The following is a 13,379-nucleotide window of genomic DNA, read 5'->3' as shown; positions in this document are numbered from 1 at the left end:
CCGTCGAACGGTCAGTCGGCTCGGTATGTACTACGCAGCGTAGACCACCGGTGGGCGAACCCGCGAAGCGACCTGCCAACTCGGGCACAGTGCGGGTTAAGCCCAGGTGATTCGGCATACTGGCGCAGTGTGCGGACTGCTGGCCTACCTGACTGACCCGTCCGTTGAGACCACCCCGGCCCTGGTGGAGGCGGTGTCCGGAGCGTCGCATCTGATGCGTCACCGGGGCCCCGACGAACCAGGGACATGGGCCGATGACGATGTGGTGCTGGGCTTCAACCGGCTGTCCATCATCGACATCGCCCACAGCCACCAGCCGCTGCGCTGGGGACCGCCGGAGTCCCCGGAGCGCTACGCGCTGGTGTTCAACGGGGAGATCTACAACTACCTCGAGTTGAGGGAGGCACTGCGTTCCGAGCACGGTGCGGTGTTCCACACCGACGGTGACGGCGAGGCGATCGTCGCCGGCTACCACCACTGGGGCACCGACGTGCTGGCCCGGCTGCGTGGCATGTTCGCGTTCGCGCTGTGGGACACCCAGACCCGGGAGCTGATCTGCGCGCGCGATCCGTTCGGGATCAAACCGCTGTACATGGCCACCGGGCCGGGTGGCACCGTGCTGGGCAGCGAGAAGAAGTGCCTCGTCGATCTGGCCCCGACGGCCGGGTTGGACCTGGATATCGACGAGCGTGCCGTGCAGCACTACACGGTGCTGCAGTACGTCCCCGAGCCCGAGACGTTGCAGCGCGGGGTGCGCCGACTGGAATCGGGCTGCTACGCCCGGATCCGCCCGGGTGCGGCGCCGGAGATCACCCGCTACTTCATCCCCCGGTTCGCCGCGGTCCCGTTCACCCCCGGTGGCGAACAGGCACGCTATGACGAGATCACCGCGGCGCTGGAGGACTCCGTCGCCAAGCACATGCGCGCCGATGTCACGGTCGGCGCGTTCCTGTCCGGCGGTATCGACTCGACGGCCATCGCCGCCCTGGCGATGCGGCACAACCCACGACTGATCACCTTCACCACCGGTTTCGAGCGGGAGGGCTTCTCCGAGGTCGACGTCGCCGTCGCGTCGGCCGAGGCGATCGGCGCGCGGCATGTGACCAAGGTGGTCAGCCAGGAGGAGTTCGTCGCGGCCCTGCCCGAGATCGTCTGGTATCTCGACGAACCCGTCGCCGACCCCGCGCTGGTGCCGTTGTTCTTCATCGCCCGCGAGGCCCGTAAACACGTCAAGGTGGTGTTGAGCGGCGAGGGCGCCGACGAGCTGTTCGGTGGTTACACGATCTACCGGGAACCGTTGTCGCTCAAGGCATTCGACTACCTTCCCCGACCGGTGCGGCGCTCATTGGGCAAGGCGTCCAAGCCGCTGCCCGCCGGGATGCGCGGCAAGAGCCTGCTGCATCGCGGGTCGCTGACACTCGAAGAGCGCTATTACGGCAACGCCCGCAGCTTCTCCGACGACCAATTGCGCACCGTGCTGCGCAAGTTCAATCCGGACTGGACCCACACCGACGTGACGGCGGGGCTGTACGCCTCGTCGGCGGGCTGGGATCCGGTGGCGCGCATGCAGCACATCGACCTGTTCACCTGGTTGCGCGGCGACATCCTGGTCAAGGCCGACAAGATGACGATGGCGAACTCACTGGAGCTTCGGGTGCCGTTCCTGGACCCCGAGGTGTTCGCGGTGGCGTCCCGGCTGCCGTACGACCAGAAGATCACCCGCACCACCACCAAGTACGCGCTGCGCCGCGCGCTGGAACCGATCGTGCCGGCGCATGTGCTGAATCGGGCGAAGCTGGGCTTCCCGGTGCCGATCCGGCACTGGTTGCGTGCCGGCGCCCTGCTGGACTGGGCATACGAGACGGTGGCCACCTCGCAGGCCGGGGATCTGATCGACCTCGCCGCCGTGCGGACCATGCTCGATGAGCACCGCGGCGGGGAGGCCGATCACAGCCGCCGGTTGTGGACGGTGCTGATCTTCATGCTGTGGCACGCCATCTTCGTCGAAGGCAGCGTGACACCGCAGATCGCCGAACCGACCTACCCGGTGCAGCTCTGACCCCATCCCGCCCAATTGATCAAACGGGCGCAAAAAGTGCGAGTAATTCGCGCCCGTTCGTCGAATTCGACGTGGGATCAGGCCAACGCCGAGGCAATCTCCGCGGCGGCGTCGGGGCCGTAGGCCTCGGCGATCCGCGCGATGCCGGCGTCCTTGTCCCAGGTCCACTCCTGCGGGCCGGTGGCTTCCAGCACCAGCACGGCCACCAGTGAGGCCAGCTGGGCCGAGCGCTCCAGGCTCAGGCCGGCCGAACGGCCGGTGAGGAATCCGGCCCGGAAGGCGTCGCCGATACCCGTCGGGTCGGCCTGATGGGTCTCGGGCACCACGTCGACGTGAATCGGAGTCCCGCCTGTGTCTCTACCGGGCACCAGGTCCACGCCCTTGGCGCCCAGGGTGGTGACGCGCAGGCCGATCTGTCCCATCACCTGGGCTTCGCTGAGGCCGGACTTCTGCAGCAGCAGGTCCCATTCGTAGTCGTTGGTGAACAGGTAGGCGGCGCCGTCGATGAGGCGGCGGATCTCCTCGCCGGACAGGCGGGCCAACTGCTGGGACGGGTCGGCGGCGAAGGCCAGGCCCAGGCTGCGGCATTCCTCGGTGTGGGCAAACATGGCGTCCGGGTCATTCGCGCCGATGATCACCAATTCCGGTGTGCCGGTGCGTGATACGACATCCGCCAGCTTGATGTTGCGCGCCTCGGACATCGCCCCGGGGTAGAACGAGGCGAACTGGGCCATATCGACGTCGGTGGTGCAGACGAAGCGGGCAGTGTAGGACTGCTCGGAGATCAGCACATTGTCGGTGTTCACGCCATGGTCGTTGAGCCACTGCCGGTAGTCGCCGAAATCCGATCCGGCCGCACCGACCAGGGCCGCCTTACCGCCGAGGACACCGATGGCGAAGGCCATGTTGCCGGCCACGCCGCCGCGGTGCACGACCAGGTCGTCGACCAGGAAGCTCAGCGACACCTTCTGCAGATGTTCGGGCAGCAGCTGCTCGGAGAACTTGCCTGGGAACTTCATCAGATGGTCGGTCGCGATCGAACCGGTCACCGCAATGGTCACAACGTCGCCCTTCATGTTCATTAACGAATCTAACTAGCGTACGGGTGTGCCACGGGCATCGGCGCCCCGGTGCGCTAGCCTGCCTGAAAGTCCAATTGACGGTCACGTCCGACCGGCGAGCCCAAGCCTAGACACCGAAACGTAGCCGATGTCCTTTCCTCCTCCGGGTCCTCCTCCGGGATTTCCACCGCACCAGATCTCCGGTGCCTACCCTGGCATGCTTCCGCCACCGGTGCAGTACCCCAGACGTCGGCGCTGGCCCCTAGTCGCGGCGATCGTGGGTGTCATCGCGGTGATCGCCGCCGCGGTCGGCATCGTCGTGGTGGTCGCAGGACGCCAGGAGCCCGGAACCCCGATCACCGCGGCGACCGCAAAACCGGCGATCCAGGAGTTCCTCGACGCGCTGGCCGACGGCGACGAACAGACCATCGCCCGGCACACGCTGTGCGGGCTCTATGACGCGGTGCGCAACCACGATTCGGATCTGGCCCTCGCAGATATGAGCGGAGACGCATTCCGCAGGCAGTACAAGCGGGTCGAGGTGACCTCGATCGACAAGATCGTCTACCTGTCACCGACCCAGGCGCAGGTGCTGTTCAGCATGAAGGGCACGCCCGCCCCGTCGGGGCGGATGCCCGCCGCAGCCGCAGACGAGCGTCAAGCCGTCGCCCAGGTACTGGCGCAGGACGGCAAGATCCTCGTCTGCAGCTACGTGCAGCGCACGGAGTAGATCAGTTGAACGAGTCGCCGCAGGCGCACGACCCGGTGGCGTTGGGGTTGTCGATGGTGAAACCCTGCTTCTCGATGGTGTCGACGAAGTCGATGGTGGCGCCCTGGATGTACGGCGCGCTCATCCGGTCGACGGTCAGCGCGACGCCGCCGAAATCGGTGGTCAGGTCGCCGTCGAGGGTGCGGTCGTCGAAGAACAGGTTGTAGCGCAGGCCGGCGCAGCCGCCCGGCTGCACGGCGATACGCAGCGCCAGATCATCGCGGCCCTCCTGCTCCAGCAGCGCCTTGGCCTTGCTGGCGGCGGCGTCGGTCAGCACCGCACCGTGGGTTTCGGTGGTGGTGTCGTCCTGAACAGTCATTGCATCTCCTGATTGCATGCGTGCGTGCATTCGCGATGTGTTCAACGGTACCTTGTCCGGGCGCTATTCCCGACTCTCCGGCCAACCCGATCCGGTGCGTTGAGCCAGTCCGGTCAGCTGGTTGGCGGCATCGGCGATGGCCAGCTCCACTGATCCGGCGAACTCGGTGATCGAATACGCCGCGGCGACACCCGCCGCGGCCAGCACCGCCGGTTCGAGTGTGACCTGACCGGCCAGTACCAGCACCGGGGTACCGCGGCCGCGGGCGCCGGCGGCCAGTGCACTCACCACCTTGCCGTGCAGTGACTGATCGTCGAACCTGCCCTCGCCGGTGATGATCAGGTCCGCAGCCGCCACATCGCCGGCCAGGCCGGTGTGCTCGGCGATCACCGCGGCCCCGGATTCCCGGCGGCCGCCGAGTGCCAGCAGAGCCGCACCGATCCCCCCGGCAGCGCCCGCACCCTCCCTCTCGGCGATACCGGGACCGAGCTCGCCGGCCCACTCCGTCAGGCGGGCTTCCAGCACCGCCACGGTGTCCGGATCGGCCCCCTTCTGCGGGCCGAACACCGCCGCGGCGCCCATCGGCCCCAGCAGCGGGTGCTCCACATCACTCGCGGCGATCAGCTCGACCCCGGCGAGCCGGGCCCGGGCCGTGCCCAGGCCGCCCAGCGCCTCCACCAGTCCCCGGCCGCCGTCGGTACAACTACTCCCGCCCAGCCCCACCGCGATCCGGCGGGCGCCCGCGTCCAGCGCGGCCGCGATCAGCTCGCCCACTCCCCTGCTGTGCGCCGCGAGCGCGGTCTGCACCGTCGGCGGTCCGCCCAGCAGGGTCAGCCCGCACGCCTGCGCACATTCGATGTACGCGGTGTCGCCGTGCAGCACCCATTCGGCGCTCACCCGGTCCCCCAACGGCCCGCTGACCTGCGCATACCGCAATCCACCCAGCCGGCTGGCCAGGACGTCCACGAACCCCGGCCCGCCATCGGACTGGGGTGCCAGGGTGAAGGTGTCGCCGTCCCGCGCCCGGGCCCAGCCCGACGCGATGGCCTCGGCGGCCTGCACCGCGGTCAGGCTGTCACCGAAACAGTCCGGGGCCACCAGCACATGCATCCGCCCAGCGTAGGACCTCCGATCCGGAGCCGCTCACCAAGGAAATCCCGTTCGGAAGTACCCTGTGAGCGTGAATCTGCTGGGCCGCAAGAAGGACAATCCGCAACCCGACGATGTGGACGCCGCCACAGAATCGACTGCCGCCGGGGACGGCCTGACTGCGCCCAAGGGCCGACCCACGCCCAAGCGCAGCGAGGCCGCCCGTCGGCGCGGGCCCGTCGCGCCGGCGCCGCTGACCACCGCGGAAGCGCGTAAGCGCCGCAAGGAACTGGCCGCGTCCAAGCCCAAGCTGACCAAGGAAGAGCGCAAGGCCGAGAAGGTGTCCCGGCGGGCCGAGATGGCCGACCGCCGGGAGCGGATGATGGCCGGCGACGACGCCTACCTGCTGCCCCGCGACAAGGGCCCGGTCCGCCGGTACGCCCGCGATATCGTGGACTCCCGCGCCAACCTGCTCGGCCTGTTCATGCCGGTGGCGCTGGGCCTGGTGCTCGTCACCCTGGCCGTGCCCGCGGTGGCGGTCCAGAAGTACGTGTCTTTCGGCATGCCGGTCCTGCTGCTGGTGATGGCCGTCGACGGCGTGCTGTTGGGCCGACGGGTCAACCGCAGGGTCGACGAGAAGTTCCCCGACAACACCGAAAGCGGTTTCAAACTCGGCTTCTACGCCGCCAGCCGCGCCTCTCAGCTGCGCCGGATGCGCGCGCCGAGACCGCTGGTCAATCGCGGCGACGACGTCTGAGCGCGTGCGGGTACTGGTCCTGGGCGGGATCCGTTCGGGTAAGTCGCACTGGGCCGAAGCCACCATCTCCGACACCGCGGGCGAACCCGTGCGCTATGTGGCCACCGGCCGCACCGACCCCACAGACCCGGATTGGTCCCGGCGCGTGGACACCCACCGCAGCCGCCGGCCGGCGCACTGGTCGACCGTCGAAACCACCGATGTGGCAACCGAATTGCGCGCCGACCCGCGCACCCCGACGCTGGTGGACGATATCGGTGGCTGGCTGACCGCGACGATGGACCGCCTCGACGCGTGGACGGGCGGGTCGGTGCGGACCGACGTCGACGCACTCTGCGCGGCGGTCACAGGATTCGATGGGAAGCTGACCCTGGTGAGCCCCGAGGTGGGGCTAACAGTGGTGCCCGCGACCGCGGGCGGCCGGCTGTTCACCGATGAACTGGGCACGCTCAACCAGCGATTGGCAGCACTGTGCGACCGCGTGGTGCTGGTCGTCGCCGGACAACCTTTAGTCGTGAAGGAGGCCAGGTGAGCGCATTCCCCGCGATCACCCCGCCCGATGCCCAGGCCCTGCAGGCGGCATTGGCCCGGCAGAACACGCTGACCAAGCCGCCCGGCGCGCTGGGCCGGCTGGAGGCGCTGTCGGTGTGGGTGGCGTCCTGTCAGGGCGTGTGCCCGCCACGGCAGTTCACCCGGGCCCGGGTGGTGGTGTTCGCCGGTGACCACGGCGTGACCGCCTCCGGCGTGTCGGCCTTCCCGTCCGAGGTGACCCCGCAGATGGTCGCCAACTTCGATGCCGGCGGCGCGGCCATCAACGTGCTGGCGACACTGGCCGACGCCACCGTGCGGGTCGCCGATATCGCCGTCGACGCCGAACCGCTGAGCCCGGCGATCGGCGCGCACAAGGTGCGCCGCGGCAGCGGCAACATCGCGATCGAGGATGCCCTGAGCGAAGCGGAGACCACCGCGGCGATCCAGGCGGGGCGCGCCATCGCCGACGAGGAGGTCGACGGCGGCGCAGACCTGCTCATCGCCGGCGATATGGGTATCGGGAACACCACGCCCGCAACCACGTTGATCGCGGCGGCGACTCGGTCCGAACCGGTGGCGGTGATCGGCCGCGGCACCGGCATCGACGACACCGGCTGGGCCCGCAAGGTGTCGGCCATCCGCGACGCGCTCTACCGGGCACGCACCGTCACCGGCGATCCCGAGGCGCTGCTGCGGGTCTGCGGTGGCGCCGACCTCGCGGCCATGGCCGGCTTCCTGGCCCAGGCCGCGGTCCGGCGCACCCCGGTACTGCTGGACGGCGTGGTCGTGACCGCCGCGGCACTGATCGCCGACCTGTTGGCCCCGGGCGCGCGGGCCTGGTGGCAGGCCGGGCACCGGTCCACCGAACCGGCGCACACGCTGGCGCTGGACCACCTGGGACTGGTACCGATCGTCGACCTCGGGATGCGCCTGGGCGAGGGCACCGGCGCCGCCGTGGCGCTTCCGGTGGTGCGGGCCGCGGTGGCCACCCTGGCCTCGATGGCCACCTTCGACGAAGCCGGAGTCTCCGACGCGTGATACCTCCGGCCCTGTGATCGGTTCGCTGGCTTCGGCTTTCGCCTTCGGCACGGTGTTGCCGTTGCGGGTGGACCATCCCTTCGGCCGGGGTGCGCTGACCGCATTGCCGGTGGTGGGCGCCGCGCTCGGTGGCCTGGCCGCGCTGACGGTCGGGGGTGCGGCCCAGCTGTACCCCGCCGGGGCGTTGGCCGGGCTGCTCGCGGTGGCCTTGCTGCTGTTGTGCACCCGCGGCCTGCACATCGACGGGTTGTCCGACACCGTCGACGGGCTCGGTTGTTACGGGCCGCCCGAACGCGCGCTGGCGGTGATGCGCGGCGGCACCGCGGGCCCCTTCGGCGTGGCGGCTGTGGTGCTGGTGATCGTGTTGCAGGGCTTGGCTTTCGGCGCGCTGACCGCCGTCGGCGTGGTGGTCGCCGTCACCGCGGGACGGGTGGCGATCGTGGCGACCTGCCGGCGCGGGGTACCGGCGGCCCCGGGCAGCACACTGGGCGTCCTGGTGGCCGGTTCCCAGCCGTGGTGGGTGGCAGCGGGCTGGACGCTCGCCCTGGTGGCCGCCGCGGTCCCGGCGGCGCCGCGGTGGTGGCAGGGACCGGTGGTGGTGTTGGCGGCACTGGCCCTGTCCGTGGTGCTGGTCGGTCACTGCGTGCGCCGGTTCGGCGGGATCACCGGTGACGTGCTGGGCGCGGCCTGCGAGCTGACGACGACAGTGGTCGCCCTGGGTCTGGCCGTGCACTGAGCCGGCCTGAGTACTGTCGAAACCATGATTGCGCTGGGTGACCGTTTCGCCCGCACGCTGCCGGAACTGTCCGTCGCCTGGCAGGCTCAGGCCGCCGCCGATCCGGCATTGCTGCTGCTCAACGAGCCGCTGGCGGCCGAACTGGGCCTGGCGCCCGACTGGCTGCGCAGCGACGCCGGCCTCAGGTTTCTGACCGGGACCGCACTGCCCGACGGTGCCGCCCCGGTGGCGCAGGCCTATGCGGGCCACCAGTTCGGTGGCCTGGTGCCACGCCTGGGCGACGGCCGCGCGCTGCTGCTCGGCGAACTGCCCGACGGCCGGGACCTGCACCTCAAGGGATCCGGACGCACCCCGTTCGCCCGCGGTGGCGACGGTCTGGCGGCGGTGGGGCCCATGCTGCGCGAGTACGTGATCAGCGAGGCCATGCACGCGCTGGGCATCCCGACCACCCGTGCGCTGGCCGTGGTGGCCACGGGTGTCACCGTGCACCGCGAGACGCCCTTGCCGGGTGCGGTGCTGGCCCGTGTGGCCAGCAGCCATCTGCGGGTCGGCAGCTTCCAGTACGCGGCGCTGACCGGGGACGGCAATCTGTTGCGGCGCTTGGCCGATTACGCGATCGAGCGACACCATCCGGACGCCGCCGCGGCCGACAACCCGTACCTGGCGTTGCTGCAGGCGGTGATACGCGCCCAGGCCACCCTCATCGCCGGGTGGATGTCGGTGGGGTTCATCCACGGCGTGATGAACACCGACAACATGACCATCTCGGGCGAGAGCATCGACTACGGGCCGTGCGCGTTCATGGAGGCGTACGACCCGGCGACGGTGTTCAGTTCGATCGACAGTGGGGGCCGCTACGCCTACGGCAACCAGCCGGCGGTGGCGGCCTGGAACCTGGCCCGGTTCGCCGAGACGCTGCTGCCCCTCATCGATCCCGATGTCGACGCGGCCATCGAGATCGCCACCGCCGCCCTCGACGCCTTCAAGGACAGCTACCAGCACGCGTTCCAGGCCCGGATGAGCGCCAAACTCGGTATCGCGCAGGAAGACCCGGAACTCGTCGACGATCTGCTGGCGCTGCTGGAGCAGCAGCGGGCCGATTTCACGTCGTTCTTCCGGTCATTGAGCGCGGGTACCGTACCGGACGGGTTCGGCGACTGGGCGCGACGCTGGCGGGCACTGGGACCGGATATCGCGGCCATGGACCGGGTCAATCCGCTCTACATCCCGCGTAACCATCTGGTCGAGGCCGCCCTGACCGCCGCCACCGCCGGCGATCTGGACCCGGTGCGCGCACTCGTCGCCGCCGTACGCGAGCCCTATACCCCGCGTCCCGGGCTGCAGCACTACGCCGAACCGGCGCCCGAGGCGTTCGCGTCGGGCTACCGGACGTTCTGCGGCACCTGAGGGGCCCAGCAGCCGAAACCGGCGGTACCGCATAATGCAGGGATGACCGCCCCCACCATGCGCGCCGTGACCTGTCATGCCGGCGTACTCGACGTCGTCGACCTGCCCGCGCCGCGCCCCGCCAAGGGGCAACTCGTGATCGACGTCGCCCGCACCGGCATCTGCGGCTCCGACCTGCACGCCCGCACGCAGGCCGACGAGCTCAAGGGCGTCATGGAGGAGATCGGCTACCGCGACTTCATCTCCAGCAGCTCCACGGTGGTGATGGGCCACGAATTCTGCGGTGCGGTCGCCGAACGCGGGAAGGGCGCCGCCAGGGAGTTCAAGGTCGGCACCCCGGTGGCAGTGTTCCCGATGCTGCGCGCCCACGGCGGCGTGCACATGACGGGGCTGTCGCCGCTGGCCCCCGGCGGCTACGCCGAGCAGGTCCTGGCCGAGTCGTCGATGGCCTTCGCCATCCCCAACGGTCTCTCGATGGACATCGCCGCACTCACCGAGCCCATGGCCGTCGCGCTGCACGCGGTGCGGCGCAGCGCCATCTCCCGGCGCGACACCGCGGTCGTGATCGGCTGCGGCCCGTTGGGCCTCGCCGTCATCTGCCACCTCAAGGCCCGCGGCGTGCAGACCATCGTGGCAAGCGACTTCTCCCCCGGCCGCCGGGCGCTGGCGAAACGGTGCGGCGCCGACATCGTCGTCGACCCCGCGGTGGACTCGCCGTATGACGCGGCGAGAACCAAGGGCACCATCACCGAGGCGCCCGCGCTGTTCGAGCTCGCCGTGGGGTCCATGGAGAAGCTGCGCAAGGTCCCGGGCTGGGTGCACCTGTACCGGCTGGTCGACTCACTCGGCGGCGCAGATCCCAAGCGCCCCATCGTGTTCGAGTGTGTCGGTGTCCCGGGCATGATCGACGGTGTCATCGCCGCGGCACCGATGGGCACCCGCGTGGTGGTGGTCGGGCTGTGCATGGGCGAGGACAAACTGCGCCCCTCGATGGCCATCGGCAAGGAGATCGACCTGCGCTTCGTGTTCGGCTACACCCCGCTGGAGTTCCGCGACACCCTGCACCTGCTGGCCGACGGCAAGCTCGACGCCGGCCCGCTGATCACCGGCACCGTCGGACTCGACGGTGTGGCGGCGGCGTTCGACGCGCTGGCCGACCCGGAGAAGCACGCGAAGATCCTCATCGATCCGCGCAGCCCCGCCAAAGAGCCGGTCTAATTCCCCGAGTCGCTGCGCTCCTGCCCGCCGGTCCAATTCCCCGCGTCGCTGCGCTCCTGCCCGCCGGTCCAATTCCCCGAGTCGCTGCGCTCCTGCCCGCCGGTCTAACCGAGGTTGGTCATCCAGCCGTGCGTATCGGCGAAGGTGCCGCGCTGGATCCCGGTCAGGGTGTCGCGCAGCGCCATGGTGACCTCACCGGGCTGACCGTCGGCGATGGTGAATTCACCGTCGCGGTGCTTGACGTGCGACACCGGGGTGATGACGGCGGCGGTGCCGCAGGCGAACACCTCGGTGATCTCGCCGGCGGTGGCCTTCTTCTGCCACTCGTCGACATCGATCTTGCGTTCCTCGACGGCGTAGCCCGCGTCGGTGGCCAACTGCAACAACGAATCCCGGGTGATACCGGGCAACAGCGAACCGGACAGCTCCGGGGTGACCAGCCGCGCCGTGCCGCCGCTGCCGAACACGAAGAACAGGTTCATCCCGCCCATCTCTTCGACGTAGCGGCGCTCGATGGCGTCCAGCCACACCACCTGATCGCAGCTCCGCTCGGCGGCCTGCGCCTGCGCCAGTAGGGACGCGGCGTAGTTGCCACCGAACTTCGCGGCGCCGGTACCACCGGGCGAAGCCCGCACGTACTCATGCGACAGCCACACGCTGACGGGCTTGATCCCGCCCTTGAAGTACGCCCCGGCCGGTGACCCGATGACCAGGTAGCGGTACTCGTCGGCCGGCCGCACGCCCAGCCCGGGCTCCGTGGCGATCACGAACGGACGCAGGTACAGCGATTCCTCACCGCCGGCCGCGGGCACCCACTGGTTGTCGACGGCGATCAGCTGACGCAGCGACGCCAGGAACGTCTCGGTGGGTAGCTCCGGGATGGCCAGCCGGCGCGCGGAGGCCTGCAGCCGGGCCGCGTTGGCCTCCGGCCGGAACGACACCACCGAGCCGTCGGCCCAGCGGTACGCCTTCAGACCCTCGAAGATCTCCTGCCCGTAGTGCAGCACGATGGCCGACGGGTCCAGCTGCAGCGGGCCGTACGGCAGCACTGCGGCGTTGTGCCAGCCGTCGGCCACGGTGTAGTCGATCGAGACCATGTGGTCGGTGTGGTGCCGGCCGAATCCCGGGTCGGCCAGAATGGCAGCCCTTACCTCGTCGCTTGCCGGTGACGTGTTGCGGGCAAGCGTGAATTCGAGGGGACCGTCTGTCATGGTCAGATTGTATCGCCCGAGGCTAGCGGGTTTTGACTGCCACAAACGGGGGTGCCACCACTTCGCATTCCAGCGCGCGGCCGCGGACGTCGACGGTCACCGTCTGCCCGTCGGCGATCCCGGCGGCGGTGTCGATCAGTGCGAGCGCGATGCCGACCTTCAGCGTCGGCGAGAAGGTTCCCGACGTCGTGACACCGATCGGGTTCCCGTCGTTCAACACCGTGAGATCCGCCCGCAGCACGCCGCGCCCGAGCGCCTTGAGCCCGCGCAGGGTGCGCCGCGGTCCGGCCTGCTTCTCGGCCAGCAGCGCGTCCCGGCCCCAGAAGGCGTCCTTCTTCCAGCCGACGGCCCAGCCGGCACGCGCCTGCACCGGCGAGATGTCCAGCGACAGTTCGTGCCCGTGCAGCGGGTAACCCATCTCGGTGCGCAGGGTGTCGCGTGCGCCCAGCCCGGCCGGCTCGCCGCCGGCGGCGCGCACCGCGTCCAGTAGGGCGTCCCACACCACACCGGCGCGGTCCCAGGCGGGCAGCAACTCGTAGCCGTGCTCGCCGGTGTAACCGGTACGGCACACCCGGACGGGCACACCCTGGTATTCGGCGTCCGCGTACCCCATGTAGTCGAACTCGGTCGGCAGGCCCAGCACACCGAGCACCTCGGCCGATTTGGGCCCCTGGACCGCGAGCACCGCGTACGAGCGATGCTCATCGGTGATGGTCAGCTCGGCCGGGGCATGGCGCTGCAGTTCGGCCACCACCGCGGCGGTATTTGCCGCGTTGGGCACCAGGAAGATCTCGTCCGGCGAGACGTAGTAGGCGATCAGATCGTCGATCACGCCACCGGATTCGTTGCAGCACAACGTGTATTGCGCCTTACCGGGCCCGATCCGGGTCAGGTCGTTGGTCAGCGCCGAGTTGACGTACGCCGCCGCACCCGGGCCGCGCACCAGCGCCTTGCCCAGATGACTGACATCGAACAGGCCCACCGCGGTCCTGGTCGCGTTGTGCTCGGCGACGGTGCCCGCATACGCCACCGGCATCAGCCACCCGCCGAACTCGGCGAAACCGGCCCCGAGCGCTCGGTGGCGGTCCTCCAGGGGGCCATGCAGGACAGAGCCCGATACGGTGCTCGATTCGGGGGCGGTCGACTCTTCGGCACTCACAATCCACCACCCTAAAGGGGATCGC

General features: G+C 69.8%; 13 protein-coding genes. 8 read left to right on the top strand and 5 right to left on the bottom strand.

Translation table 11 applies throughout. From position 1 onward, the window contains the following. Positions 1–127: 127 nt before the first annotated feature. Positions 128–2,059 (top strand): asparagine synthase (glutamine-hydrolyzing), encoded by a 1,932-nt coding sequence (asnB, locus tag FHU31_RS22015; protein WP_167162444.1) that lies wholly within the window; start codon positions 128–130, stop codon positions 2,057–2,059. A 77-nt stretch (positions 2,060–2,136) separates the two neighbouring features. On the opposite strand, the gene FHU31_RS22010 is transcribed toward asnB, so the two are convergent. Next, positions 2,137–3,120, bottom strand: a complete 984-nt coding sequence (locus tag FHU31_RS22010; protein ID WP_167162970.1) for a carbohydrate kinase family protein — start codon at positions 3,118–3,120, stop codon at positions 2,137–2,139. A 217-nt stretch (positions 3,121–3,337) separates the two neighbouring features. Between FHU31_RS22010 and FHU31_RS22005 the strand changes: the two genes are divergently transcribed. Beyond that, positions 3,338–3,850, top strand: a complete 513-nt coding sequence (locus FHU31_RS22005) for an Rv0361 family membrane protein (RefSeq protein ID WP_234901548.1) — start codon at positions 3,338–3,340, stop codon at positions 3,848–3,850. A gap of 1 nt (position 3,851) precedes the next feature. On the opposite strand, the gene FHU31_RS22000 is transcribed toward FHU31_RS22005, so the two are convergent. Both FHU31_RS22000 and FHU31_RS21995 read right to left on the bottom strand, forming a co-directional pair. Continuing rightward, a complete protein-coding gene (locus tag FHU31_RS22000; protein ID WP_090353777.1) occupies positions 3,852–4,208 on the bottom strand; it encodes a HesB/IscA family protein in 357 nt (118 codons plus the stop codon). A 63-nt stretch (positions 4,209–4,271) separates the two neighbouring features. Continuing rightward, positions 4,272–5,318: a glycerate kinase family protein gene (locus FHU31_RS21995; protein ID WP_167162440.1), complete on the bottom strand. Its 1,047-nt coding sequence runs from the start codon at positions 5,316–5,318 to the stop codon at positions 4,272–4,274. Positions 5,319–5,388: 70 nt separating this feature from the next. Here FHU31_RS21995 and FHU31_RS21990 point away from each other — a divergent pair, with 70 nt between their 5' ends. From FHU31_RS21990 to FHU31_RS21965, 6 genes are read left to right on the top strand one after another with little or no spacing between them, the layout of a single operon-like run. Further along, entirely contained in the window at positions 5,389–6,054 is a 666-nt protein-coding gene (locus FHU31_RS21990; RefSeq protein WP_167162438.1) for a DUF3043 domain-containing protein, read from the top strand. A 4-nt stretch (positions 6,055–6,058) separates the two neighbouring features. Continuing rightward, a complete protein-coding gene (locus FHU31_RS21985) occupies positions 6,059–6,586 on the top strand; it encodes a bifunctional adenosylcobinamide kinase/adenosylcobinamide-phosphate guanylyltransferase (RefSeq protein WP_167162436.1) in 528 nt (175 codons plus the stop codon). After that, positions 6,583–7,623: a nicotinate-nucleotide--dimethylbenzimidazole phosphoribosyltransferase gene (gene cobT / locus FHU31_RS21980; protein WP_167162434.1), complete on the top strand. Its 1,041-nt coding sequence runs from the start codon at positions 6,583–6,585 to the stop codon at positions 7,621–7,623. The genes FHU31_RS21985 and cobT overlap by 4 nt, the downstream gene beginning before the upstream one ends. A 13-nt stretch (positions 7,624–7,636) precedes the next feature. Next, positions 7,637–8,359 carry an adenosylcobinamide-GDP ribazoletransferase gene (locus tag FHU31_RS21975; protein ID WP_167162432.1) on the top strand — a complete coding sequence of 241 codons (723 nt, stop codon included), beginning with the start codon at positions 7,637–7,639 and terminating at the stop codon, positions 8,357–8,359. Between the two features lie 24 nt (positions 8,360–8,383). After that, a complete protein-coding gene (locus FHU31_RS21970; protein WP_167162430.1) occupies positions 8,384–9,766 on the top strand; it encodes a protein adenylyltransferase SelO in 1,383 nt (460 codons plus the stop codon). Positions 9,767–9,823: 57 nt separating this feature from the next. After that, the gene (locus tag FHU31_RS21965) at positions 9,824–10,984 is read left to right on the top strand and encodes a zinc-binding dehydrogenase (protein ID WP_167162968.1); all 1,161 of its coding nucleotides are present in this window, start codon (positions 9,824–9,826) and stop codon (positions 10,982–10,984) included. A 104-nt stretch (positions 10,985–11,088) separates the two neighbouring features. Here the strand turns inward: FHU31_RS21965 and FHU31_RS21960 are convergent, their stop codons facing one another. Further along, the gene (locus tag FHU31_RS21960) at positions 11,089–12,195 is read right to left on the bottom strand and encodes a branched-chain amino acid aminotransferase (RefSeq protein WP_167162428.1); all 1,107 of its coding nucleotides are present in this window, start codon (positions 12,193–12,195) and stop codon (positions 11,089–11,091) included. 22 nt (positions 12,196–12,217) lie between these two features. Then, positions 12,218–13,354, bottom strand: a complete 1,137-nt coding sequence (gene gcvT, locus FHU31_RS21955; RefSeq protein WP_167162426.1) for a glycine cleavage system aminomethyltransferase GcvT — start codon at positions 13,352–13,354, stop codon at positions 12,218–12,220. Positions 13,355–13,379: the final 25 nt, after the last annotated feature.

This window comes from Mycolicibacterium fluoranthenivorans (genome assembly GCF_011758805.1).
GTDB classification, from domain to species: domain Bacteria; phylum Actinomycetota; class Actinomycetes; order Mycobacteriales; family Mycobacteriaceae; genus Mycobacterium; species Mycobacterium fluoranthenivorans.
This window is presented reverse-complemented; position numbering and strand designations above follow the sequence as displayed.